We start from the raw sequence: 24,996 nt of genomic DNA on the forward strand, positions 1-24,996 counted from the left end.
AAGCTGGAGATAACTTCAAAGGCTTACCTATCGCTATTTCCGTCCGACCTTGCCACCTACGGCGGGGAAGCAAAAAACCTACTCCGCGATTTGCAGAGCCGCAACGAAAGAATGTTTCTGCTTACGCTGCTTGTCTTAAACCTTGCAGATACCAAGCAGAAATTGGATAACGAAGTATTTGGAGCGGCGGCAATCGCGCAGAAATACAACTGCATTTTGACCCGCCTTGACTACCGGCAGGAACAGGGGCTTATGTCCTCTATCCCGTTGGGGGAAAACCTTATCCATATCCAGCGCGGCTTGACGACCAGCAGCACCGCCGTTTTCGTTCCCTTTACGGTGCAAGAGCTGTTCCAAAGCGGCGAAGCATTGTATTACGGCTTAAACGCCCTTTCCAACAACATGATTTTGTGCGACCGAAAGAAGCTGAAAAATCCCAACGGCTTGATACTCGGCACACCGGGCAGCGGCAAAAGTTTTTCTGCAAAACGCGAAATCACAAACGCTTTTCTTATCACGTCCGACGACATTATCATTTGCGACCCCGAAGCCGAATATTACCCCCTTGTCGGACGTTTGAAAGGACAGGTTATCAAGGTTTCGCAGAACAGCACGCAGTACATTAACCCTATGGATATTAACCTCAATTACAGCGAGGGCGACACGCCCATAGCCTTAAAGAGCGATTTTATCCTTTCCTTTTGTGAGTTGATTATGGGAGGTAAAAACGGGCTGGAAGCTGTCGAAAAGACCTTGATTGACCGCGCTGTTATCAGCGTGTACCGCAACTACCTTGCCGACCCGAAGCCGGAGAATATGCCGATTTTGGGCGACCTCTACGACGAGATCAAGAAGCAGCCGGAAAAGGAAGCGCAGCGTATCGCGGCGGCATTGGAACTCTATGTAAACGGCAGCTTGAACATTTTTAACCACAGGACAAACGTTGACATTCATAATCGCCTTGTCTGCTTTGATATTAAGGAACTCGGTACGCAGCTTAAAAAAGTCGGTATGCTTATCGTCCAAGACCAAGTATGGAACAGAGTAACGGTAAACCGCAGCGAGGGCAAGGCGACGCGGTATTACATCGACGAATTTCATTTACTCTTGAAAGAGGAACAGACCGCAGCATACAGCGTCGAGATTTGGAAGCGTTTTAGGAAGTGGGGCGGTATTCCGACAGGTATCACGCAGAACGTCAAAGACCTTTTGACGAGCAGAGAAGTTTCAAACGTTTTTGAAAACAGCGATTTTGTCTATATGCTCAACCAAGCACAGGGCGACAGGGAAATCCTTGCAAAGCAGCTTAACATTTCGCAGCAGCAAATGACCTATGTAACCCATTCCGACGCGGGCGAGGGGCTTATTTTCTACGGCAACGTGATTTTGCCCTTTATTGACCGTTTCCCGCAGGATACGGAACTGTACCGCGTCATGACGACCAAACCCGGCGAGGTGTCGGCATGAGGATAGAAACGGACAAAATCTATTGCGGCGACAGCTTGCAGGTGCTTCAAACCTTGCCGGAAAACGCAGTTGATTGTTGCGTAACGTCCCCGCCCTACTATGCCTTGCGGGACTATGGCGCAGACGGGCAGATCGGACGGGAAGCAACGCCGGAAGAATATGTTTCCCGCATTACGGCGGTATTCCATGAGGTAAAGCGGGTGCTTACGCCGGAGGGGACTTGTTGGCTGAATATCGCGGACACTTATTGCGGCACAGGCAGCAAAGCCGACCACCAAGACCCCAAATATCCCAAAGGCAGGAACGGGCAGCAAGTGGCGTTCAACCACCGCGCCCCCGGCTGTAAGCCCAAAGATTTAATCGGTATTCCGTGGCTTGTAGCCCTTGCCTTGCGGGGCGACGGTTGGTATTTGCGCAGTTCTATCATTTGGCACAAAACAAACCCCATGCCAGAAAGCACGCGGGACAGGCCGACCCGCTGCTATGAATATGTGTTTCTGCTTACCAAGTCAAAGAAGTATTACTACAATTGGCAAGCAGTAGCCGAGCCGATAGCCCCCACAACGGCGGGGCGGCTGAAAAGCGGAGTTAGCAAAGGAAACAAGTATAACGTTACTGTTCCGGGGCAAAACCAGCCGCAGAAAATCAACCGCCCCCGCGAAAAGGGCGCATACGCCGACGAGTTGATTTGTCCCGTCCGCAGCCGTCGCAACGTTTGGCAGATCAACAATGTCGCGTATCATGGCGGGCATTTCGCAGCATACCCGCCCAAACTTGCGGAAACGTGCATTTTGGCGGGCTGTCCCGTGGGCGGGATTGTCCTTGATCCGTTTTTAGGCAGCGGCACCACCGCAGCGGCGGCAAAGCACCTTTCCCGCCGCTATATCGGCATTGAGTTAAACCCCGACTATTGCACCCTTGCAAAACAGCGGATTGGAGGTGATGAAGATTGAGCAAGGAATGGAAAGCCCCCGACAAGGTAACGCAGAAAATGACCCGCGACGGGGCGGTTGCGGAAAACCTCACGACGGGCGAAACAACGAGTATCAGCGAAAGGCCGCAGGAGGAAAACTATTCCCAAGCCCCTACCGCAGCGGCAGAAAAGGCTGTTGACCGTATCGGCGCAGAGGTTGAACGGCAAGCGGCAAAGGGCGCAGGGAAAAAAGCCCTTGACGCGGCGCAGCTAAAAACCCATACTTCCCGCTTGCAGTTTTCCGAAGCGGAACGGGCAACGCCGGAATTGCAGAAATCTATCCGTAAATCCGAGAAAGCGGCAGACCGTTTAGACGCAGCGCGGGCGGCTATCCCCAAGCAGACCAAAATCAAGAAAGAGCGCGTTTTTGACGAAGCGAAAGGCAAGGCAAAGACGCGCCTTTCCTTTGAAAAGACGGATAAGCCCCCAAACGGCAAGTTGCGGCATAACCCCTTGTCCCGTCCGGCGCAGGAGTTGAACAGCACCGTACATGGGAAAATCTACGAGGTTGAGAAAGAAAATGTCGGTGTGGAAAGCGGGCACAGGGTAGAACTTGCGGGCGAGAAAGCGGGCGGTATGGCGGCGCGGACGGTAAAGCGCGGCATACGCAGCCACAAGCTGAAACCCTACCGGGCAGCGGCGGCAGCCGAGAGAAAGGCGGTAAAGGCAAACGCCGATTTCCTCTATCAAAAGGCGCTGCACGATAACCCCGCCCTTGCGCACTCAAACCCGATTTCCCGTTTTTGGCAGAAGCAGCGCATTAAAAAGCAGTATGCAAAGACGCTGAAAGCGGGCGGCAAAGTGAAAAAGACCGCCGAAGCCACCGCAAAGGCGGCGAAGAAAACCGCGCAGGAAACCAAACGGGCGACGTTCTTTGTCGTCCGGCACTGGAAAGGCTGCTTGCTTGTGGGCGGGATTGCCTTTATCGTGCTTCTGCTTTTCGGCGGCTTGTCCTCTTGCTCCCTCTTTGGCGGCAACAGCGGCAGCGGCTTAATTGCGTCGTCCTATCTTTCCGAGGACGCGGATATTACAGGCGCGGAAAGCGCGTATGCCGCTATGGAAGCCGAGTTACAAGATATGCTGAATAATATCGAGCGCGAATACCCCGGCTATGACGAATACCGGGTGAACGCGGACGAGATCGAGCATGACCCCTATGTGCTAATCTCTATCCTTTCCGCGCTGCATGAGGGCGTGTTTACCCTTGATGAAGCGCAAAGCACCCTTGAAATGCTCTTTGAGAAACAGTATATCTTGACCGTTGAGGAAGAAGTACAGGTACGATACCGCACCGAAACGAGGACGGACAGCGAGGGCAACGAATATGAGGTTGAAGTACCCTACAACTATTACATTCTCCATGTGGATTTGGAAAACTTCAACCTTTCCCATGTCCCCGTCTACATCATGGGCGAGGAACAGCTATCCATGTACGCTATGTATATGTCGTCGCTGGGAAACCGCCCCGATTTGTTCCCGTCGTCCGGCTATGTGTCTAAATACTATGAAAACCCGCCCGCCGATTATGAAGTACCCGCCGCGCTGCTTAATTCCGATGAACAGTTTGCGCGGCTCATAGAGGAAGCGGATAAATACGTCGGCTTTCCCTATGTGTGGGGCGGCAGCACCCCGGAAACCTCTTTTGATTGCAGCGGCTTTGTGAGTTATGTATTGACGAACAGCGGCCTATACAATACGGGCAGACTTGGGGCGCAAGGGCTTTACAACATTTCAACCCGCGTTTCCAACCCGCAGCCGGGGGATTTGGTTTTCTTTACGGGTACATACGACACGCCGGGGGTATCTCATGTGGGTATCTACGTTGGCGAGGACGGGGACGGAAGCCCCGTCATGCTGCATTGTGGCGACCCGATACAATACGCAAAACTTGATACAAGCTATTGGCAATCCCATTTTTACGCCTATGGGCGGCTACATTACAACTGACTTTGAAAGGAGTTTATTTCTATGGCAAACACGAAACTTGACCGTATCGAAAGGGATATTGAGAAAACGAGGGCGAAAATCCTTGAATACCAAAAAAGGCTGAAAGACCTTGAAGCGCAGAAAATCGAGGAAGAAAACGCGCAGATCGTTCAAATGGTGAAAGCGGTACACCTTGACGGGGCGCAGCTTGCCGCGTTCCTCTCCGCTTACGCCAGCGGCGAAATTGCCTTGCCACAGCCGGACGCAGACTACACCGACGAACAGGAGGAAACCGAAGATGAAGCATAAAAAACTGTTCCGCAGCGTTACCGCTTTGCTTGCCGCCCTTGTACTCATGGGCGGCTTTTCTGTTACCGCTTTTGCGGGCGGCGGTGATGTGAGCGACGAGCCGCCTACCCCCGTAACCGAAACCGAGCCGGAAGAAACGACGGGCGGCTATGAGCCGCAGCCCTTAACGCCGGAGGGCAACATGAGCCTTGTGGACGACATAACGGGCGAAGCGTCCGGCGATAAGCAGTTTATTACCGTCGTTACGAAAAACGGAAACTATTTTTACATCATCATTGACCGCGCCGAGGACGGGGAAAATACCGTCCATTTCCTTAACCAAGTGGACGAAGCGGATTTAACCGCCCTTATGGAGGACGGGCAGACCGAAGCCCCCGTTTGTAGCTGTACTGAAAAATGCGTTGCCGGAAGCGTCAACACCGATTGTCCCGTTTGCAGCGTCAACATGAGCGAGTGCGCGGGCAAGGAAGCCGAGCCGGAGCCGGAAGAAACCGAGCAGCCGCCGGAAGAAGAAAAAGGCGGCGGCATGGGTATTCTGCTTGTCGTGCTGCTTGTTGCCGCAGCGGGCGGCGGCGCGTTCTACTACTTTAAGATTTTGAAGCCCAAAAAGGACGCGGCGAAAGGCAGCAGCAGCCTTGACGACCTTGATTTTGACGAGGACGACGAGGAAACGGAAGTAGTCGAAACCGAACAGACCGAGCAGGAGGACGATAATCTATGAAACTTGTAATTGCAGAAAAACCGAGCGTCGGGGCGGCGATTGCCGCCGTTATGGGCGCGAATGAAAAGCGCAGCGGATATTTTGAGGGCGGCGGCTACCTTGTGTCGTGGTGTATCGGGCATTTGATTAGCCTTGCAGACGCGGCGACCTACAATGAACAATTCCGTAAATGGAAGTACGACGATCTTCCCATTGTCCCGCAGGAGTGGCAGTTTATTGTTGCCAGCGGCAAGGAGCAGCAGTTTTCCATTCTCAAAGACCTTATGCACCGCAGCGACGTTACCGAGATTATCAATGCTTGCGACAGCGGGCGCGAGGGGGAACTCATTTTCCGCTTTGTCTATGAACAGGCGAATTGCAAAAAGCCCTTTTCCCGCCTTTGGATTAGCAGCATGGAAGCAAGTGCAATCCGCGAGGGCTTTTCAAATCTCAAAGACGGGCGCGGCTATGACAACCTCTATCAATCCGCGCTTTGCAGAGCAAAGGCCGATTGGCTCATTGGCATTAACGCGACCCGCCTTTTCTCTATCCTCTACCATAAAACATTGAATGTCGGCAGAGTGCAAACGCCCACCCTTGCTATGCTGGTAAACCGCGACTATGCAATCAGCAGCTTTAAGAAAGAGAAATATCATGTCGTCCGGCTGGACGTTGGCGGCGTTGCCGCCCTTTCCGAAAGGCAGGACGACGAAGCGGCGGCGCGGCAGATGAAAGCGGCTTGCGAGAAATCGCAGGCCGTTTGTACTTCCCTTAAAAAAGAGAAAAAGACCGCAGCCCCGCCGAAACTGTTTGACCTCACCGCCTTGCAGCGGGAAGCAAACCGTTTGTATGGGTTTACGGCGAAACAGACCCTTGACTATGCGCAAGCCCTTTATGAAAAACGGCTTTTGACCTATCCCCGCACCGACAGCAAATATATCACTTCCGATATGGAGGGCAGCACAAAGGAACTTATCACCGGCCTTTGCGCTGCTCTCCCCTTTATGCAGGGCGTGAAGCTGCAAGCCGACCTTGCGAGGATTTGCGACAACAGCAAAGTAACCGACCATCACGCCATTTTGCCGACAGCGGAGTTTGTGAAAACGGGCTTTTCTTCCCTTGCCGAAAGTGAGAAAAAGCTAATGACCCTTGTGTGCGCAAAACTGCTTTGCGCCGTTGCCGCGCCCTATGAGTATGAAGCGGTTACGGCGGTTTTCACTTGCGGCGGCTATACCTTTACCGCAAAGGGCAGGACGACGCTTTGCGAGGGTTGGCGCGAGATTGAAAGACTATCCCGCGCCGCGTCCGGGGAACAGGATGAGGACGCAGAGCCGGAAGCGGTTTTACCCCCGCTTGCCGAGGGGCAGACCTTTGACAATCCGGCAGCGGAGATCTCCGAACGTTACACGCAGCCCCCAAAGGCATTTACCGAAGATACGTTACTTTCGGCTATGGAGAGTGCGGGAAAGGAGGACACGCCGGAGGACGCGGAGCGCAAAGGGTTAGGCACCACCGCGACGCGGGCGGGTATCATTGAAAAACTCATTAGCGCGGGCTTTGCCGAGCGCAAGGGCAAAAAGCTAATCCCCACAAAGGACGGGTATAACCTTGTCGCTATTCTGCCCGACAGCCTTACGTCCCCGCAGCTTACGGCAGAATGGGAAACGCGCCTTACCGGGATTGCAAAGGGCAGCGACAGCCCCGCCGACTTCATGCGCGGGATTGAGGAAATGACAGCGGGGCTTGTCAAGACCTATTCCGCGATTTCCGAGGATAAAGCGAAGCTGTTTACCCCGCAGCGGGAAGCAATCGGCACTTGCCCCCGTTGCGGCGCGGCGGTTTACGAGGGCAAGAAAAACTTTTACTGCTCCGACAGGGCTTGCAGCTTTGTGATGTGGAAGAATGACCGCTTTTTTGAGCAGCGCAAAAAGGCTTTCACAAAGGCGATTGCCGCCGCCCTTTTGAAAGACGGAAAGGTAAAAATCAAAGGTATGTACTCGACCAAGACGGGAAAGACCTTTGACGGAGTTGTGCTGCTTGCCGACACAGGCGGCAAGTATGTAAACTTCCGCGTCGAGCAGAACCGAAAATGATAAGGCTTGATGAAAAGCAATACCGCGCCGTAAAGAAAATGACCCGCGCCGCTTGTGCAAACAACGATTGCGGGAATTGTCTGCTGCTGGACGACGGGGAAACTTGCGTTTGTGTGCAGAGTATCAGCTATTCGCTGCTATGCCGCTATTTCCGCGAAGCGGTATTACCCGCCGACAGGCAGCTTTGCGAACAGATCACCCGCAGCGGGGAAACCGATTTGAAGCGTTGCGCGGTATGCGGCAGCACGTTTGCGGCGGGCAGCAACCGGGCGAAATACTGCCCCGATTGCGCGGCAAAGATACGCCGCAGACAGAAAGCCCAAAGCGAGAGAAACAGGCGTTTACGGATAAAAACAACTACATAGCAAGCACAGCAAACGAGTACCCGTTTGCGAGAAATGCCCGCGCTTCCCATAGAGAGCGCGGGCATTTTGCTTGTTGGGATAGTCCCAAACCCTTATATGACCGAGAAAGGACGTGATGAAAGAATATGCCGTATTCCTCATACGACCATGACAAATTAGAAGCCGCCGAAACCATGCGGATAGAACGCCGGATATATTTTGAAGCAAAGGACAGGGAGATTGCCCCTTATGCTTCCTTGCCGATTGCGCAGCTACTTTCCATGCGCAGCGAAAGCGCGGCGGCAGAACAGGCGATTTTTGACGACCTTAAAGAACGCGCCGCCGCATGGGAAGAACAGGCGGGAAGAACGCTTTTGCTGGATAAAACACTTGAATATGTGAGAACGCCGCACGTCCAGCACACCGCTAACGAGTGGCAGACCACCGAGCATAACCGCCATATTCGCAGCAACCGGGTATATCAGATGAATTACCACATTTACGAAAACACCCGTTACGACAGGGAGAAGCAGCAAAGCGTCCCTTACTCCTATTCTCTCACATGGGGCGTTTATACCAACAGCCCGAACAGGAACGGGCAAGCGAAGATTGCCGGACAAGATAGAAAGGTTTTCACCGACAAGGCAGCTATGGAAAAGTATCTGAATGGGCGTATCAAAGCGTATGACCGCTTGTTTACGGAAATCTCCCCGCCTATCCCGCAGGAGTACGCCGACTATTTCAAAGTAAACGGTATGCTCATGCCGGACTACACCATAGAGGGCGAAGAACCCCCGCAGCAGCAACAGGCGGCAGCTATCCCCGAAAATACCGGGCAGGAAAAGGAGCGTGAACACATGAGCGAACAGTTTTCTATTATGATAGGCAACCGCAGCCGCTTTGACGCGGGCGACCCCGGCGGCTATTGGTTGGATATGCCCGCCACAAAGGAGCAGTTGCACGAAGCTATGCGGAACGTCGGCATTACCGCCGACAACCCGCAGGATTTTTCCATTCGCGGCTATTCCGACGACCCGGAGAAACATATTGCCTTGCCTTATGAAATGGTATGCGCCGCCGACGTGGACGAACTCAATTTTCTTGCGGCGCGGCTCGAACAGCTTGACCCCGCCGAGGTTGGCAAGCTGAACGCAGCTTTGCAGCAGAAAAACGGGCTTGCAAATATTGGACAGGTAATTGACTTCACCTACAACGTGGATTTTTACGTCCATATCCCCGAAGTACATAACTACCACGATTTGGGCGACTATTACTTAAATCAATCCGGCATGGTACAAATGCCCGAAGAATGGAAAGGCGGCATTGACCTTTCTACTTTTGGCAGGAACGCTGCCGCGCAGGAAAAAGGCGCGTTTACCGAGTACGGCTATATCGTGGAAAGCGGCGACGAGTGGGAACGGCAGTTTGAGGGGCGCGAAGTGCCGGAAGAATACCGCATTATGAGTTACCCGCAGCCGGAGCGCGGCGAACAGGACAAAGCCTATATGGACGCAGCCGAAACGCAGCAAGCAGACGCACAGGCCGCAGAGCCGCAGCAGCCCCGCCCCGTCGTCCCCATTATCCTTACTTCCGAAAAGCCCGCCGAAAAGGTAAAGGAGATCACCGCGCGTTTGGAACAGGGCGTACAGGCGATTTTTGACAGCGACCGCTACAAAGAGTTTCTAACCGCTATGTCAAAGTTCCATGATTATAGTTTGAATAACACTATCCTAATTGCTATGCAGGGCGGCAATTTGGTAATGGGCTTCCGTCAATGGGAAAAGGAGTTTGACCGCCATGTAAAGAAAGGCGAGAAAGGCATTAAAATCTTTGCCCCCGCGCCCTACAAGGTGAAAAAGCTGGTTGATAAAATCGACCCCGAAACGAGAAAGCCCATGCTTGACCGCGAGGGAAAAGTGGTAAAGGAAGAAAAGGAAATCACCGTCCCCGCCTTTAAGGTTATAACCGTCTTTGATATTTCGCAGACCGAGGGCAAGGAGTTTCCCGACCTTTCCGTTAAACCGCTGCTTGCCGATGTGGAGCAGTACGAGGATTTTTTCGCCGCCCTTGAAAAAGCGTCCCCCGTCCCGATTGCATTTGAGCAGATCACAAACGGCGCAAATGGGTATTTCAGTTTGACCGACAAGCGTATTGCAATCAAAGAGGGCGTGAGTGAATTACAGGCGGTAAAGACCGCCATTCACGAAATCGCCCATGCGAAGCTGCACGACGTAGACTTAAACGCCCCGCCGGAGCAGCAAAACCGCGTTGACCGCCATACCTGCGAGGTAGAAGCGGAAAGCGTCGCTTATACGGTTTGCCAGCATTTCGGCCTTGATACTTCCGATTACTCTTTCGGCTATGTGGCTGGTTGGAGCAGCGGCAAGGAAATGACCGAGTTAAAAGCGTCCCTTGAAACAATACAGACCACCGCAAAGGAACTCATTACCGAGATTGAGGGGCATTTTACCGAGTTGCAGCAGCAGCGGCAAGCCGAGCAGGAGCAGGGCGATACCTTTTCCATTTATCAGTTAAAGCGCGGGGACGAAACAAGGGACTTGCGCTTTGAGCCTTATGACCGTCTGCAAGCGGCTGGACTTACCATTGACCGGGTAAATTATGAACTCGTCTATACTGCACCGCTTACAAAGGATATGACGCTGGGCGACATTTGGGAAAGGTTTAATATCGACCACCCCGCCGACTTTAAGGGGCATAGCCTTTCCGTTTCCGACATTGTTGTGCTTCATCAGAACGACGAGGACACCGCCCACTATGTAGACAGTATCGGTTTTCAGCAAGTGCCGGAGTTTTTGCAGGAGCAGCAGACCCCCGTATTTGACAAGCTGCCGCCCGAACAGCAGCAAGCCTTGTCCGACACCGTACAAGACACTTTGCAAATGCTGGTTGACGCAGACAAGCGGATTTATGGCGACGTTACGGGCAAGACCCTTGAAGCAATCGCGGCGCAAGGATATTCCTACAAGGACGGGCAGCTTGAAAAGCAGCAGCCGGAAGCGACCCCCGACAGCCTTTTGACGGGTGAAACCGTTAGAACGCCGAGGGGCAATTTTCATATTACCGATATGAGCCGTGAACAGATCGAAGCGGCGGGCTTTGGTTTTCATCATGCGTCGGAGGACGGGAAGTATCTCATTATGGGAAATGGCACACAGGCTTATGCCATAGCCGCCGAGCAGCCGCAGCGGGATAATCCCTTAAAGCACGTCGAGGACACCATAGAGCAGAACGACAACAATTTTGACGGGCTTATCAATAATACGCCGCAAACGCCCACCGTCGCGGATTTTGAGCAGCGGGCAAAGGCGGGGGAAGCGATTTCCGTTACCGACCTTGCAAAAGCGGTAAAAGCCGAGAAACGGGAACAGCCGCAGAAAAAACCGTCCATTTTGAAGAAGCTGGACGAATACAAGAAACAGGCGGCGCAGCAGCCGAAAGATAAACAGAAAGAGCATAAAAAGGATTTGGAGGTTTGATAGCATGAATACCCGCTTTACCATTGAGGAAGAAAACATTGTTGCGATCTACGCCGAGGACAGCCGGGAAACAACGCTTGAAAATATCCTTGCCGCCATGCCCTACATGGACGAGGATATGCGCCAGCTTGCCGCCGCAGCGGTGAACAAGCTGCAAGCCATGACGGACAGCGAGTTTTCCGAAAGGGAGTTTATCTTGACCGACGAGGAATAGCCCATAGAGAACAGGGGCGCGGTTGCCGATTTCCGGCACCGCGCCCCTGTTCTTTTTTTGTCCTTGCGTGGACAATTAGAAAGCCGTTTTTGCGGGTTTGAATATACTTTATCGTCTATGTCGTTTTCATGCGCTGGAAGCCGCAGAAACACAGGCGTTTTCAGCCCTTAACATTCCACTTGCCACCCCATGTTTTGCGCCTTATCGCTCCTGCTCCCGCGCCCTGCTTTGGGACGGGTAAAGAATACTATCGACGTTCTTTTTGACAACGCCGTATTCCTGCATTTGCTTCTTGGCTTGCCGATAATCTTCATACAATTTGGTTTTCCTGTCGTTTAAGCTTCTATACTCCTTGCGCAGCGCGGCGAGATCGGGCAGCTTCTTTATCTGCATTTCCTTTAATGCCCTTGCCGCAGCTTCAAACAGGATAATTTCGCTTTCATGTCCCCGCAGATACTTTTCCTTGTCCGGCGATTTTCGGTATTCATCGTAAATCGGTTTTAACTGTCGGTATGTGGTGGTGTGCTTGATAAGCAGCGACAAATCAGACATACGCTGTTCCACTTCCTTAACCGCCTTTGCCGCCGCGTCATGGGCGGTCATAATATCCGCGATTTTGCTTTCAAGTTCGCTGTAATACTCAATCTTATTTTCGGTTAGGAAGTTCATGCTTTTAGCAGCCTGTTTCAGATTATGGATTTTCGCCCACCGTTCATAGCCCGCCGACTGTTGGGCTTTGATACTGTTTTCAAGATCAACGACAAGCCGGATTTTTTTATCTTCCCGCAGCGTTTTTGTTTTGGCAACATACACGCCCTTGATACGCTCCTTTATCGCTTCTTCCGTATAGGCCGCGCCGAGCGTCTTTGTGCGGGTAAACCGTTCCTGTCCGGCGGCGCGGAAAGAAATGTATTTGCCCTGTTTGATTTCATATCCCATTTCCTGCAAGCGGCGCAGCAGTTCGTCAAAATCTTTCACTCGGGGAATGAGGTTATCTATCGCCGTTTTCAGCTTGGCTTTATAGCTTGTACCTTGCTTTTCGGCGGTATATTCCGCATAGCTTTTCCCTCTGTCCTGTCCCGGCACGACGACGGATAGCCCATGCTCTTTACATATCCTGTCGCTGGTGCGCCGGATATGGTAATAGCTTTGTTTGTTGGAATGGTACTTTTTGTAGTCAACGAAGCTGACCGAGTTAAAAATCAAGTGATTATGCAGATGGTCTTTATCGACGTGAGTTGTCAAAACAAACTCATACTTGCCGCCTAATACCGCCCCGGCAAGTTCCATGCCGATTTTGTGCGCTTCTTCCGGTGTGGTTTCTCCCACCGCAAAGGATTGTATCAAGTGCCGCCCTAAATGTGTGCCGCGATCTCCGGCAGCTTCCCGCGTCCATGCAAACTCAATATCGGCGGTTTCCAGCCCGCAGCCGAAAGAGGACGCAAGCAGCTTCCCGTCTGTCTTTTCGGGATTTAAGATATAGTCTATCGCAGCCTTTAAGGTTGATTTAATAGGGTGCGTCTTTGTAACCGCCATATCTCGTCCACCGCCTTTTTAATGTCCTCTATATCCTGCCTGTAAACCGTCCCCGTCGCATTGGCGCGTTTTGCAATTTGGTTGATGTTCCGGCTCACCGCTTGCAGTTCCCGGATATATGCTTTTGTGTCGCTTCGGTCAACGACAAGAATATACCCGTCTATCGCCATTTTACGGAAGTATGCCCCATACTGCTTTATGGGAAGCTGCTTCATCTTCTCGTCGATCAGCCGCTTTTCTTCTTCCGTAACGTAAAACTTCATCTGTATATTTCTCTTTCGGTTTTCCATTTCCGCACCGCCTTTCGGTATAAGGGTTTGGGATTATCCCAACAAGCATTTTCCGCAAACGGGTACTCGTTTGCTGTGCTTGCTATCTACTCCATACCCCCACCGAAAGGCGGTATTTGTTGCGCGTTCCTTTGATTTTGGACGCAAAAAAAGATTGCAGCCGCCATGCGCTGCAATCTCCCGATTTCTCATATTGTGAGGTTAATCCTCTGCTTTTTCGACTTCCGTTATCTCCCTTGCTGTTGCGGTTACAATCCGTATGCCTTTATCGCTCATACCGTCCAGCAGCGCGTCAAGCTGCCGCCGCCCGGTGGATTTCTCCGCATTGCTGTTCGGGAAGAAAAATTGATCTACCGAAATATGATACCGGGTTACAAGGTCATAGAATACCTGTAAACTCGGCTGTTGTCCCTTGTTCTCGATATTCGCAAGGTAGCGCGGGGAAATATATAACTCGTCGCTTACCTTTTTGCGGCTCTCGCCGTATTCATTTCTCGCGGCTTTTATAGCTGCCCCGAAAGCCTTAAAGTCGTACAATGGTACGGGTCTTTTTGCCATTTTCATTCACCCTGTTACATTTTACAGTTCACCTTTCTTTTTGGATATGTCCACACAATTCATATCATTAGGTTAAATACTTCCTGTTGTGTATTGACAGTAGACTGATTTTCTGATAAAATAAAATTTATGTAAAAGGAGGCGGCGTTTATGTTGCATAGCATGCGTATTAGATAAGCATTGAAAAAAAGGATTTTCCCATTTTCAACATGGGCTTTTTTGTCATGCTTATTTTGCGGATGCTATACAAAAAACTAACGACGTATAGATATAGTATAGACATAGTGCAAGCTATGCCTTAGTTTTGTTGTACTGCTCTGTGCATTATAAATGCAGGTCAATGCTCATGTTGAGGATTGACCTGCATTTTTTTGTGTAAAAAGGACGAGTGAAATATAATGCTTAAAAAATATTGGATAAAATGTCCGATTTGTAACGGAAAGACGAGAGTTCAAGTATTTCATAATACTGTATTAAAAGATTTTCCTCTTTTCTGCCCTAAATGCAAATTGACGCATATCATTGATGTAGAAAAATTAGAGATTGTAATCAAAAATACAGAAAAACAAACTTTTATTATTTAGAAGAAAGGATATAAAAATGAAACGTTTACCTAAATATACGCCTGCGGAAGTACGGAATGATCCATACGGATTTACTTACAAAGAAATGTCGGAAGTTATTGGCGAGAATGAAGCAAAAGCCTTATATGAAGAATTATATAAGCAATTACCACGCAAAAAAAATCTATCAATGTTGGTAAAAAATATTTGCAAAAGCAGTGATACTGAAAAGTATGTTTACGAACTGAAAGACAACAAATACATTGAAACGGTTTTTATCAAGCGGCGAGATGGTGGAACTGTTTGCGTGAGCACACAAGTCGGTTGTCCTGTTGGTTGTATTTTTTGTGAGTCCGGGCGAAATGGCTTTGTTCGTAATCTAACATCGTCAGAAATCGTACAACAGATTATATTGTTGCGTCGAAAAGTAAACCGTATCGTTTTTATGGGTATGGGAGAGCCTTTATTCAATTATGACAACTTGATAAAAGCAATCCATATTCTCCGAGATAGATATGGGCTCAACTTTCCAACCGACGGCATTACCATATCAACAGTTGGTCCGGTCGATCAATTAAAAAAATTGCGCGAGGAACATCTTAAAATTCAGTTGACAATATCTTTACACGCAGCAACACAATCTGCAAGAAATCGTATTATTCCTCACATGCGCATATATGCTATTGAAGATGTTGTTAAGCAAGCCTTATCCTATTCTGAAAGGCATAATCGCAAAATTGTCTTTGCGTATTTGCTTTTACCGGGTATAAATGACCGGCCCTCAGATGTAAGACAACTTGCAAAATGGTTTCGGGGCAAAAAAGTTATGATTAACGTGTTACAATACAACCCAACAAGCAATTCAAGAATTAAAGCACCACAGAAACGGGAAATAGTTGCATTCAAACATCAATTAGAGCAAGCAGGACTTGAAGTTACTATGAGAGTTTCTCATGGCAGAGAGATTAACGCGGCTTGTGGACAGTTAGCTAACACATATAATAAATTCAAAAAAAAATGATTAAAAGTGCCAGACGCATAGACGCAGAGCCGATAACGCATTAGGTCAAAAAACCTATGTGTTATCGGCTTTTTTATTTAATATTGCGCAAAAGCCGCTGTTCCCTATTATAGAATGGATTGCGGGTAGTGTATTAAAGTCGCCCTTTTTTAAGGATACGGCGGTATCGGGGAGGTATCGCCGTGTCCATTTTTATTTACTGTAACCCGCCTAATGCTTTGCGGTCAAAAAAAGCTATGCTCCGCAAGCGGGATATTCCGGCTATGAATGTGAACTGTCAATACATTTAGCTACTGCTTACATTTCCTTTGCGCCCGTCCGCGTCTTGCGGACGGGCGCATTTTGCTTTTTTCAACTTTTTTCTGAAAAGCGCACTCAAGAGCCATCTCCCGAACGGGTACGGAGCGAAAGGGGCAGAGAGGACAAGCCCTTAACTCCCGTCCTCTACTCCACGCGGGAAGGAGGTGAACTCTATGGAGCTATCTTCTTCCGACAAGGAAAGAATACAACATCAGTACGACGCATTAGCAAAGAAAACTTTGGTCGGCGAAGCGAAAAGCCACCGCCGCACTCTTGCGAAACGCGCAGCACGCGAAGTTACTTTTTCGGATTTGAGCGAAAGCGAACTCGCGCAGCTTTTCACAACGGACGAATACGAAAGCGATTATTTCCGTTTTCAAGTGTCCGGCTTTGATGTACTCGTCAAAAATGAACTGCTTGCCGAAGCCCTTAACGCTTTGCCCGAAAGGAAACGCGACATTATCCTTTTGTCCTACTTCTTGGATATGAGCGACGCGGAAATTGGCGAACTGCTGAATGTTGTACGCACGACGGTTTTCCGGCACAGGAAATCCGCGCTTGCGAAAATCAAACAGTATTTGGAGGGAAAAGCAGATGATGAATACCGTTAGGAAGTCTGAAAATCTGTTGCCGTTCCCTGTCATTTCCGCAGCGGCAAACGGCGACACAACCGCCATGTGCGCGATCTTGAAGCACTACGAGGGTTACATAGCGAAACTTTGTACCCGCACGCTGAAAGACGACGCGGGCAATACCTATTCCTATGTGGACGAGGAAATGCGTAACAGGCTGCAAGTGCGCCTTATTACCCGCACCCTTGCTTTTCATGTAGGATAATCTTTTAGCCCATGCGGGGAGCGTGTCCCCTTTCCACGCTTCCCGTTATGGGCTATTTGTCGTTCCGCAAAAGCATATCCGCTGTTGATGTGCTTTTGCAGGCCGACAAAGCCTATTGTTCTTTGACAAAGAAAGCGGCCTTTGGTGCGCAGCATAACAGGCAAACGGGTACATTCCGTCTGTACCGAGCCAGTCGGCGGGTACGCCGTGACAGCTTTTCCCCATAGGGGAAAAGCCGAGCGAGAACTACCGCGCCGTAAAACAGGTTTAGCAGCTTGTGGGCGACGACATACAAGGCGGCACAATGATACTCCCGCGTTGAACACCCTCAAAGTATTGCGCGGCGCACCCATAAGCATGGGCCGGGGTGAAACTCCCGTGAGGTTGCAGCTAACAACCGCCCGTTTTTGCCTTTTGACGAATATAGTTTATCCATACAGGAAAAGGAGGTTTTTCTAATGGATAAAAAACAGACAATTACAACCGAACGCAAAATAGGGAAAATCACCTATCTTGTTCAAGCGTTGCCGAGTGAAAAGGCAACCGATACAATCCATAAAAAGATTGAGAAACTCATTGTAAAGGATTTGCAGAAAAAGCCCGGAAATCCGGGATTTTTAGCGTCCGAGTAGTGCATTAGGCGGCGGGATATGGTATAATGATAGCAACACATTATACCTGTTTATTCGGCTGTCGGAAAGGAGGACTAATGTTACAGTCGAATAAAATCACCGCCCTTTACTGCCGTTTAAGTCAAGAGGATATGCAAGCCGGAGAAAGCGGAAGCATACAGCACCAAAAAATGATACTTCAACGCTATGCGGACGAACACCATTTTTTGAACACAAAGTTTTTTGTGGACGACGGATTTTCCGGCGTGAGTTTTGAGCGCGAGGGGCTGCAAGCGATGTTGCAGGAAGTGGAAGCCGGACGAGTGGCGACGGTCATTACCAAAGACCTTTCCCGTCTTGGCAGAAACTATCTGAAAACGGGCGAACTCATAGAGATTGTATTTCCCGAAAACGGAGTACGCTATATCGCGATCAACGACGGAGTTGACACAGCGCGGGAGGATAACGAGTTTACCCCCTTGCGGAACTGGTTTAACGAGTTTTACGCCCGCGACACAAGCAAGAAAATCCGCGCAGTTAAACAGGCACAGGCGCAAAAAGGCGAGCGCGTCAACGGGGAATATCCATACGGCTATATCCCAGACCCGAACAACCGCCACCACCTTATACCCGACCCGGAAACCGCGCCGATTGTCAAACAGGTTTTCGCTATGTTTGTTAGCGGCGTGCGTATGTGCGAAATCCAAAAATGGCTTGCGGAAAACAAAGTCTTGACGATTGGAGCGTTGCGCTATCAGCGTACAGGACAGGCGCGGTATCAGCGGGCAATGATCGCCCCCTATACTTGGCCGGACAAAACGCTCTATGACATATTAGCAAGGCAGGAATATTTAGGGCATACCATAACCGCGAAAACTCACAAGGTATCCTACAAGTCGAAAAAGACCCGGAAGAACGAAGAAGAACAACGCTATTTCTTCCCAAACACCCATGAGCCGCTTGTTGACGAGGAAACCTTTGAACTTGCGCAAAAGCGGATTGCTACCCGCCACCGCCCGACAAAAGCAGCGGAGATTGATATTTTTTCCGGCTTGCTGTTTTGCGCTGGTTGCAGACATAAGATGTATTACCAACAGGGCGTAAATATCGAGCCGCGCAAGTTTTCCTATTCTTGCGGCGCATGGCGCAACAGGGCAAGGACAGGCAGCGAGTGTACCTCTCATTATATCCGCAAAAACGTACTTCTTGATTTAGTGCTGGAAGATATGCGGCGGGTTTTGCGGTATGTTAAGGAACACGAACAGGACTTTATCTGTAAAGCTACCGAGTACGGCGACATGGAAGCGAGAAAGGCATTAGCGCAGCAGCAAAAGGAACTTTTCAAAGCACAGGCGCGTATGACCGAACTTGACACGCTTTTCCGCAAGCTGTATGAGGACAACGCATTAGGCAGACTGACAGATGAACGGTTTGTGTTTCTAACTTCCGGCTATGAGGACGAAAAGAAATCCCTTGCCGCAAGGATAGACGAGTTACAACAGCAGATCGCAACCGTTACCGAGCGAAAAAGGGATATATCAAGGTTTATTCAGATTGTCGGGAAATACAGCGACATACAGGAATTGACCTATGAAAACGTCCATGAGTTTATCGACCGTATTTTGATACATGAATTAGACCGGGAAACCAACACCCGGAAAATCGAAATCCATTATAGCTTTGTCGGACAGGTTGATACCGAGCAGGAGCCGACGCAAGTTGTCAACCATGACCGCCGCAACATGGTAGATGTAAAAAGTATCGCTATCTAACCCCAGCAAAGTTCGCACCAGAATAACCGTCGTCCGTGTACCAGCGCAGATTGGAAAAGCCGTTCTGCTTTGCATAGGTTTCAAGGATACGCTTCTGATTGGAAATGGAATTGCTTTCACCTTGCAGCTCGTCCTCATGGGAAAGTCTTGGGTAAAGGGCGGTAATTGGTTGTTGGTTGGTCTGTCTTAACATAAAATCCTCCGTTTCCGACAGCCAGCCCCACTATTCCGTACCTTGATTGTACCACATGGGGCGGCTGTCTGTATAGCGGCAAAAGCGTCAAATCTGCTTCTTTATGGTCGGTCAAATCGCCGTTTTTTGTGTAGCAGCTTCCGCTTCCAGCACTTTCATCATCTTGTCGGCGGCGGTGTCAGTTGCGCCCTGCTTGAAAAAGCCGGAAACAGTAAGGACGGAGTTGCCCATGCGGATTTCCGTCACACAGTCCGGGCGGCGGTCTGTTTTGGTGGTGCTTTTCTGTTTCGTTTCTGCCATAGGCTCTCCTTTCAGTGCTTCATCAGTTGCTTTAGCCGTCCCAGCTTGTCCTGTGCGGTTTCCTTTCGGAAGTTGCTGCCCGTGAAACGGACGGGGGCGCACATGGAAAGTAGCCGGTCATAGATACGGGCATGGGGTGTGTCCTGCGGGTGCTGTAATTCCTCCAACGTGAGGTTGGTCGTGACGATTAGCGGCTTGCCGCTTCGGTAACGGCTGTCAATCACGCTGTAAACCTGTTCCAGCCCGTATTCTGTCCCCCGTTCCATACCAAAATCATCAAGTATCAGCAGGGGGTAGCTGCAAAGACGGGAAATATATTCATTCCTGCCCTCAAAGCTGGCGGCAAGGTCATTTAAGATAAGGGCAAAATTTGTCATGCAGACGGCAACCTCTTTCTCCATAAGGGCGTTGGCGATACTGGCGGCAAGATAGCTTTTTCCCGTCCCCACGCCGCCCCAGAACAGATAGCCGATATTTTCAGCCCGCATGGTGTCCCAGTTCCCCACATAAAAACGGGCGGTTTCGGTCTGTGGGTTTCTGCCATTGTCATGCTCAAATGTCCAGTTCTGCATAGCAGGGTCAGTAAAGCCCCGGCGTTTCAAGTCCTCCACTTTTTCAAGGTGCTTCTGTCGGCTTTCAGCAGCTTTCTGCTTTTCACGGGCTGCCCGCTGGCAGTCGCAGTCTGTTGGGTGGCGGTCACGCCCGAAACAGGTCTTTCCCTCTGCAAAGTAGGCTTCTTTGGGCGTATGGCATTTGCCGCAGTATAAAAGCCCGTCCTCCCCGGTGTAGTCCTCCGCTTCGGCGGTAGTGGCTGTCATATTTAAAATCATATCTTCAATTTCGTTTTTCATAAGCTCTCGCCCTCCTTGCAAGAATAATCGGGGATACTCTGTTTTGGCGTACCCTTGCCTTTGGCTGCGTCCTCCTGCGCCCACTTGTAAATGGTGGCTGCATGGCTGTGGTACTGTTTCCCGGTAGAAGCGATGTGGCAGGATAGGCGGTCAAGGTAATACTCCCATTTGTCGGGCAACTCTGTTTTCAGCCCGAAAAGCTCTGTATCGGTCAGTATCACATTGTTGTATCTGCCATAAGCGGCGGGGGCGGGGTGTCCCGTTTCTCCCTCTCTCTCTTTTTCTATCTCTATCTCTATCTCTTTCTCTAACTCTATCTCTGGTGGACGAATGTCGGACAAATGTCCGCCGTTTGTCCGGGGTGGTAAAAGTGCCTTGTTTTCCAGCCTTGCAGCCCGTTTTCTCTCGGCTTCGGTAGAGGATTGTCCTATCATCAGTTCAATGTCGGTCATATAGAAAGCCCCGCTGTCAAGCTGCTCCACAAGCCCCAACTGTCGGAAAATCTCTAAAGCCCTTTCAACCGTCCCTATCTGGTGGCGGGTCAGCGTCGCTATCATCTGCGCTGTGTAGGGGATATGCTCGTCAAGCTGCAACTTCCCGCCGTTTTTCAGCGATTTTAAGTACAGCTTCAAAAGGATGTTGGAATATAAAATCCCGTCTTTCATATCTTCCAGCAGCACAATGGAGTCGCTGTCAAAAAAGTTCTCTTTCAGCTTGAGGTAGTAATACTTGCGGTTATCTGCCATTGTCCCTGCCCTCCTTTTTCCGGCGTTTGGAATAGTAGCGGGGGCAGAGTATGATAACCGCCCGGAAACTCTGCTTGCAGCTATGGGTACAGCCCCGGCAGAGGTCATTGTATGTGATACGGTCGCAGGTGGTATCCCCGACTTTTACCTGCCGCAGGAAAAAAGACCATTCCAGTCGCCGTTTCTTGCTCATTCTTGGCATAATTGTGCTCCTTTCTGCCGTTTCCGCTGGTGTGGCGGTATCGGCGGTAATTCTGTATCATCTCGGTATCATTTTCGGGGTTTTTCTGCTCTGTAAGCCCGTTAAAAAATCCTTTGGTATTGCGGATAGGGTACGGGGCAGCCCCCTTGTTTGGTATGGGTTCGGGTGCATTTGGGGGTAGTTTTTATCGCTCCTGTTCCTGATTCTTCACGGGCTTTCGCTCCCGGCTTAAAATCTGGTCGATATTGCCTTTGACCGTCTGTAAGCGGCGGTATTCCTCCCGTTTTGTCCGGTAATCGTTGTAGCCGCTGTTTTTCTCTTTGATAAGGGCTTCAATCTCTGCTTGCAGGGCTTTATAGCTTGGCAGCTTGGAAATGCCGTTTTCCTTGAAATAGCGGGCGGCTGCGTCTGCTATGATAAAGTCGCTTTCGTGCTGCTGGCGGTAGGCTGCCCTTGCCTTATCGTTTTTCTGCTGTTTCAGCCCGTCCCGGACGGGGCGGGTCTTGGAATAGGCAAGCACCTGCCGTTGCAGCTCCTTTTTCCCGTTCAGCGTCTTTTCCACATTTTTCAGTTCTGTAAGGCTTTTCTGCATGGCGGCATAGGCGGCGGAGCAGGCTGCGTCCAGTTCCTCCGGGGAAGAAAAGCCGTATTCCCGATAAGCGGTAACGGTAGCCGCCATCTGCTTTAGGTTGTGCTTTGCCGCCCAGCGGTCATAGCCCATGCCTTTGCCCTCGGCTCGCTTGGCTTCCCGGTCAACCATGCGCTGTAAGGTGTTGTCTGCCGGGGTGTTTTTTTCGATTTTCTCCCCTTGTAACGGCTCTTTGACAGCGGCAGGGTATTCGGGTATGGCTTTGGTCTGTCCAGCGGCTCTGTGGGCGTTCTGCGTGAGCATGGCAAGGACGGTAGCCTTGTCAAAATCGTCCCCCAGCTTCCGGGCTGTGATGGGCTTTGTCCTGTCCGGCGTGAGGTAAGAAAGCCGCCCCCGGCTCTCCTTGACGGTCACACCCTCCCGCAGCAAAAGGGAAGAAAATTCGTCAAAGCTGGCGGCTTGGGAAAGTGCCTGCCGTATCGTCCGGCGCAGCTTCGCCTTGTCCGTTTCAAACTTGGTGGGCTTGGTCGGCTGTCCGGCGGCTTCTCTGGCGGCGTTCTCTTTATCAAGGGCAAGCTGCCCTTTCTTTGCCGCCCAGTATTCCCGTTCGGTTATCCGTTCCTTGCTGCCGTTTAGGAGGTCGATTTGGTAAAGCCCCTCCCGGTGGCACATCTCCATGACTTCACTCTTGAAATATTCCATAGCGGCATTGGTGCAGCGGTGCTTGCAGCCCTCCCGTGTGTCGGCTGGTCTGTCCATGTAGGGCAGAAGCGGGACTTCGTAAATCCGCAGGGAGTTGATGACGATATGCACATGGATATTGCCGCTGTGGTTATGCCCGTCCGGGTGGGTGCAGACTAAGGCTTGGTGTCCGGGGAAATGCTCTTTGCAGAACTGCTCGCCCAGCTCCTGCGCCCGGTCTACGGTCAAGCCGTTGTCTGTCCCGTCCCGTGGGTCAAAGCTGATGATATAGTGGTGGCTTTTCACATCTTCCTGTTTTTGGTTTTTCTCATAGTGGAGATTGGCTCGCATACAGGCAACAGCGAAATCCTCGCCCCCGCAGTTGAGGGAAGAAATGCGGTAATCCTCCCTCGGTATCAGCCGCCCGTTTTCATCAAGGGTGGGCTTCATGGTAAACTCGTCATGCTCAAATGTGAGGTAGGCTTCCGCTGCGCCATAGTCGGCATTTTTAGAGCTGATATGTTTGAATGTTGCCAACAGCGTCACCCACTTTCTGCAAGACTTCAAACTTTAGGGCAGCAAGGTCGGAAACCGCCGCCCGTACCTCCCCGGCAAGCTGCGGGTAGGGACTGTGCCACTCGTTCAGCGTCCGGGCTATCTGGTTTAGGTTGCCGCCGATCCTGCCGTATTCGGCGGTCAGCTTCCCGACAGCGGCAAGCAGCTCGTCATTGACGGGGGAAACAGTTATGATGGGGCGTATGGCTGCCCCGGTTATGGCTTGCCGGATAAACTCGGCTTGGCTCATGTGGTAAGCAGAAAGCCTTTCCGCAAAAGCGGCGTATTCTTCTTCTGTCATGCGTGTCTTGACTACCCGGCTGCGGTGGGGTGTGTTGTATCGTTTCATAGGTGGTTGACCTCCTTTCTTGTGCGTGGTGTCCTCCCACTAATAGGAGAAAAACGGGGTGTGAAGCGGAACTGTTTTTGAAAAATCCGAAAAATATTTTGAGGGATTTTTCAGCGGCGTAAGCCGCATGGCAGGGTTTGGGGAAGGCACTCCCCAACAAGATTCCCGCAGGGGCAAAATGAGCAGAAAGCGAATTTTGGCACCTCGGTAGAATCTTGCTCTAAGAAACTGCCGGACTGCCGTTCACTTCCTACTGCCACTTTTTCAGAAAATCTATAACCAGCTTTTTCATAAAAGGCTGCGGGCTGGCGTTCTTCCTCTTACTCCCTACAACACCGCAAAAAGCAAAAATGACGGACTTTCCGGCAAGAACTTTTCCGGCGGCTCGGTCTTTCCCGACAATAAGGCGTTTCGGAAGCTGCGTTTTGCCCGCTGTCTAAAAAAAACGGCAGCCTTTTTTGGTTTCACTATCTAATACGGAACTTTTGGAAATTTGCCAAAAATGAGCGCAAAAAAAGCAGCAAATCTTTTTCGGATTTACTGCTTCATGTGCCGCTGCGGGGCGGCGGGATATTCAGTTTCTATGTTATCGGTCAAGCCGGAACTTGAACAGGCTTTCAATCAGCTTTGTTCTGATGTAGTCCTCCATATCAGAGTTGTAATAGCCGTTCATCTTAGAGAAGTAGCGGATATATCCAGCGTATCGGTCAAGGACGGCTTGTATCGCTATGGGGTCGCCCTCATGTGCCTTTATGATAGTGTCATAGGGGAGAAGTCGGTTACTCATGGGACAGCACCTCCATTTCCTCTTTCAGCCGCTTCAAGGCAAGCCGTATATGCCGCCCGATTGTGCTGCGTGTCCAGCCGCTTTGTTCTCCGATTTCTTTCTGCGTCAAGTGCTGAAAGTAGTACAAAAAGATTTCTTCCTGCGTCTGTTCCGGCAATCGGGCAAGAGCAGCCGCAAGAGAATGCTCATGTACGGTAAGGAAGCAAGCAACCGAAAACAAGAGATAGACCGCCAGCACTACACTATTCCGAACCAAAGACCAAAAGATAAGCATTGTGGGAAAATCTAAACTTTTGGATTTTCCTACAATGCCAACTACGGCGGAATCCCTCCCACTCCTTATATCTTTCTGTATACATTGAATTTGTATTTAGTAAAATGCAGACAACACCACGGATCGGCTTTTGGTTGGACAATTCCAACCAAACACCACAGCAGACAGCAGAAAACATTCTGAACGCTAGGAAGCCGGTATGATTGTTACATATAAGGGGAAGAAAAATTTCTTTTAGGTACTTGCTTTCCTAAAACTGATGTGATACAATGATTAAAACTGATGTGATACAATGATTTAATCCAGAAAAGGAGTAAAAAATATGCGGCAAGGTATTCTTAAATAAAACTATAATCAAATAGTGGGAACAAAGGATTATGATAGCTCCTTTTGTAGGGGCTTAGTTTTTTGTACCCAATTTAAGAATACTTTTGCCTTATCAATTTTGACATATCCCC

General features: G+C 50.3%; 25 protein-coding genes and 2 pseudogenes. 15 read left to right on the top strand and 12 right to left on the bottom strand.

Annotation, left to right across the window (positions count from 1 at the left end):
* The 9 genes from PGY33_RS07080 to PGY33_RS07120 form a co-directional block, all read left to right on the top strand.
* Nucleotides 1-1,467 (top strand): VirB4-like conjugal transfer ATPase, CD1110 family (locus PGY33_RS07080; protein WP_207661067.1); only part of this gene is annotated, 1,467 nt, incomplete at its 5' end.
* Nucleotides 1,464-2,420: a DNA-methyltransferase gene (locus tag PGY33_RS07085; protein ID WP_055143064.1), complete on the top strand. Its 957-nt coding sequence runs from the start codon at nucleotides 1,464-1,466 to the stop codon at nucleotides 2,418-2,420. The genes PGY33_RS07080 and PGY33_RS07085, both read left to right, overlap by 4 nt.
* Nucleotides 2,421-2,458: 38 nt before the next feature.
* Entirely contained in the window at nucleotides 2,459-4,387 is a 1,929-nt protein-coding gene (locus PGY33_RS07090) for a C40 family peptidase (protein ID WP_431603105.1), read from the top strand.
* Between the two features lie 21 nt (nucleotides 4,388-4,408).
* Nucleotides 4,409-4,675: a DUF4315 family protein gene (locus PGY33_RS07095; protein ID WP_003508256.1), complete on the top strand. Its 267-nt coding sequence runs from the start codon at nucleotides 4,409-4,411 to the stop codon at nucleotides 4,673-4,675.
* The gene (locus PGY33_RS07100; protein ID WP_055143068.1) at nucleotides 4,665-5,396 is read left to right on the top strand and encodes a DUF4366 domain-containing protein; all 732 of its coding nucleotides are present in this window, start codon (nucleotides 4,665-4,667) and stop codon (nucleotides 5,394-5,396) included. Before PGY33_RS07095 ends, PGY33_RS07100 begins: the two co-directional genes overlap by 11 nt.
* Nucleotides 5,393-7,468 (top strand): type IA DNA topoisomerase, encoded by a 2,076-nt coding sequence (locus tag PGY33_RS07105; protein ID WP_002584963.1) that lies wholly within the window; start codon nucleotides 5,393-5,395, stop codon nucleotides 7,466-7,468. Before PGY33_RS07100 ends, PGY33_RS07105 begins: the two co-directional genes overlap by 4 nt.
* Nucleotides 7,465-7,833, top strand: a complete 369-nt coding sequence (locus PGY33_RS07110; RefSeq protein ID WP_002584962.1) for a cysteine-rich VLP domain-containing protein — start codon at nucleotides 7,465-7,467, stop codon at nucleotides 7,831-7,833. The genes PGY33_RS07105 and PGY33_RS07110 overlap by 4 nt, the downstream gene beginning before the upstream one ends.
* A gap of 125 nt (nucleotides 7,834-7,958) precedes the next feature.
* Nucleotides 7,959-11,309: a YodL domain-containing protein gene (locus tag PGY33_RS07115; RefSeq protein ID WP_117471272.1), complete on the top strand. Its 3,351-nt coding sequence runs from the start codon at nucleotides 7,959-7,961 to the stop codon at nucleotides 11,307-11,309.
* Between the two features lie 4 nt (nucleotides 11,310-11,313).
* On the top strand, nucleotides 11,314-11,523 hold the full coding sequence (locus tag PGY33_RS07120) for a transposon-transfer assisting family protein (protein WP_002584960.1): 210 nt from the start codon (nucleotides 11,314-11,316) through the stop codon (nucleotides 11,521-11,523).
* A gap of 201 nt (nucleotides 11,524-11,724) precedes the next feature.
* On the opposite strand, the gene PGY33_RS07125 is transcribed toward PGY33_RS07120, so the two are convergent.
* The 3 genes from PGY33_RS07125 to PGY33_RS07135 all read right to left on the bottom strand — a co-directional run bounded on the left by PGY33_RS07125 (nucleotide 11,725) and on the right by PGY33_RS07135 (nucleotide 13,907).
* Nucleotides 11,725-13,059, bottom strand: coding sequence for a relaxase/mobilization nuclease domain-containing protein (locus tag PGY33_RS07125; RefSeq protein ID WP_055143071.1), 1,335 nt, complete (start codon nucleotides 13,057-13,059; stop codon nucleotides 11,725-11,727).
* Nucleotides 13,020-13,349, bottom strand: coding sequence for a plasmid mobilization protein (locus PGY33_RS07130; RefSeq protein WP_002584958.1), 330 nt, complete (start codon nucleotides 13,347-13,349; stop codon nucleotides 13,020-13,022). The genes PGY33_RS07125 and PGY33_RS07130 overlap by 40 nt, the downstream gene beginning before the upstream one ends.
* Nucleotides 13,350-13,550: 201 nt before the next feature.
* Nucleotides 13,551-13,907, bottom strand: coding sequence for a helix-turn-helix transcriptional regulator (locus PGY33_RS07135; protein WP_002584957.1), 357 nt, complete (start codon nucleotides 13,905-13,907; stop codon nucleotides 13,551-13,553).
* A 398-nt stretch (nucleotides 13,908-14,305) separates the two neighbouring features.
* On the opposite strand from PGY33_RS07135, the gene PGY33_RS07140 reads away from it, so the two are divergent.
* The 6 genes from PGY33_RS07140 (at nucleotide 14,306) to PGY33_RS07165 (ending at nucleotide 19,011) form a co-directional block, all read left to right on the top strand.
* Nucleotides 14,306-14,491: a cysteine-rich KTR domain-containing protein gene (locus tag PGY33_RS07140; RefSeq protein ID WP_003431289.1), complete on the top strand. Its 186-nt coding sequence runs from the start codon at nucleotides 14,306-14,308 to the stop codon at nucleotides 14,489-14,491.
* A gap of 16 nt (nucleotides 14,492-14,507) precedes the next feature.
* On the top strand, nucleotides 14,508-15,491 hold the full coding sequence (gene rlmN / locus PGY33_RS07145; RefSeq protein WP_002584956.1) for a 23S rRNA (adenine(2503)-C(2))-methyltransferase RlmN: 984 nt from the start codon (nucleotides 14,508-14,510) through the stop codon (nucleotides 15,489-15,491).
* A 473-nt stretch (nucleotides 15,492-15,964) separates the two neighbouring features.
* Nucleotides 15,965-16,402 (top strand): sigma-70 family RNA polymerase sigma factor, encoded by a 438-nt coding sequence (locus PGY33_RS07150; protein WP_002604474.1) that lies wholly within the window; start codon nucleotides 15,965-15,967, stop codon nucleotides 16,400-16,402.
* On the top strand, nucleotides 16,386-16,628 hold the full coding sequence (locus PGY33_RS07155) for a helix-turn-helix domain-containing protein (RefSeq protein WP_002604473.1): 243 nt from the start codon (nucleotides 16,386-16,388) through the stop codon (nucleotides 16,626-16,628). Before PGY33_RS07150 ends, PGY33_RS07155 begins: the two co-directional genes overlap by 17 nt.
* Before the next feature lie 458 nt (nucleotides 16,629-17,086).
* Nucleotides 17,087-17,260, top strand: coding sequence for a transposon-encoded TnpW family protein (locus PGY33_RS07160; RefSeq protein ID WP_002604472.1), 174 nt, complete (start codon nucleotides 17,087-17,089; stop codon nucleotides 17,258-17,260).
* A gap of 77 nt (nucleotides 17,261-17,337) precedes the next feature.
* Nucleotides 17,338-19,011, top strand: coding sequence for a recombinase family protein (locus PGY33_RS07165; protein WP_002604471.1), 1,674 nt, complete (start codon nucleotides 17,338-17,340; stop codon nucleotides 19,009-19,011).
* A gap of 7 nt (nucleotides 19,012-19,018) precedes the next feature.
* Here PGY33_RS07165 and PGY33_RS07170 read toward each other — a convergent pair.
* The 9 genes and pseudogenes from PGY33_RS07170 to PGY33_RS07210 all read right to left on the bottom strand — a co-directional run.
* Nucleotides 19,019-19,204 (bottom strand): annotated as a pseudogene (locus PGY33_RS07170) (recombinase family protein); the annotation flags it as partial.
* A 111-nt stretch (nucleotides 19,205-19,315) separates the two neighbouring features.
* Nucleotides 19,316-19,504, bottom strand: coding sequence for a transposon-encoded TnpW family protein (locus PGY33_RS07175; protein WP_117461393.1), 189 nt, complete (start codon nucleotides 19,502-19,504; stop codon nucleotides 19,316-19,318).
* 11 nt (nucleotides 19,505-19,515) lie between these two features.
* Nucleotides 19,516-20,355, bottom strand: a complete 840-nt coding sequence (locus PGY33_RS07180) for an ATP-binding protein (RefSeq protein WP_270477898.1) — start codon at nucleotides 20,353-20,355, stop codon at nucleotides 19,516-19,518.
* Complete coding sequence (locus PGY33_RS07185; protein WP_117461391.1) at nucleotides 20,352-21,101, bottom strand: phage replisome organizer N-terminal domain-containing protein; 750 nt, start codon at nucleotides 21,099-21,101, stop codon at nucleotides 20,352-20,354. The genes PGY33_RS07180 and PGY33_RS07185 overlap by 4 nt, the downstream gene beginning before the upstream one ends.
* Nucleotides 21,091-21,303, bottom strand: coding sequence for a hypothetical protein (locus PGY33_RS07190; protein WP_117461390.1), 213 nt, complete (start codon nucleotides 21,301-21,303; stop codon nucleotides 21,091-21,093). The genes PGY33_RS07185 and PGY33_RS07190 overlap by 11 nt, the downstream gene beginning before the upstream one ends.
* A 184-nt stretch (nucleotides 21,304-21,487) precedes the next feature.
* Entirely contained in the window at nucleotides 21,488-23,110 is a 1,623-nt protein-coding gene (locus tag PGY33_RS07195; RefSeq protein WP_117461389.1) for a relaxase/mobilization nuclease domain-containing protein, read from the bottom strand.
* Nucleotides 23,082-23,489 (bottom strand): annotated as a pseudogene (locus tag PGY33_RS07200) (plasmid mobilization protein); the annotation flags it as partial. The gene PGY33_RS07195 and the pseudogene PGY33_RS07200, both read right to left, overlap by 29 nt.
* 574 nt (nucleotides 23,490-24,063) lie before the next feature.
* A complete protein-coding gene (locus PGY33_RS07205) occupies nucleotides 24,064-24,264 on the bottom strand; it encodes a helix-turn-helix domain-containing protein (protein WP_006858003.1) in 201 nt (66 codons plus the stop codon).
* A complete protein-coding gene (locus PGY33_RS07210) occupies nucleotides 24,257-24,538 on the bottom strand; it encodes a sigma-70 family RNA polymerase sigma factor (protein ID WP_330411767.1) in 282 nt (93 codons plus the stop codon). The genes PGY33_RS07205 and PGY33_RS07210 overlap by 8 nt, the downstream gene beginning before the upstream one ends.
* Nucleotides 24,539-24,996: the final 458 nt, after the last annotated feature.

The organism is Butyricicoccus sp. AF18-9LB (assembly GCF_027684505.1).
Classification (GTDB): Bacteria; Bacillota; Clostridia; order Oscillospirales; family Butyricicoccaceae; genus Agathobaculum; species Agathobaculum butyriciproducens.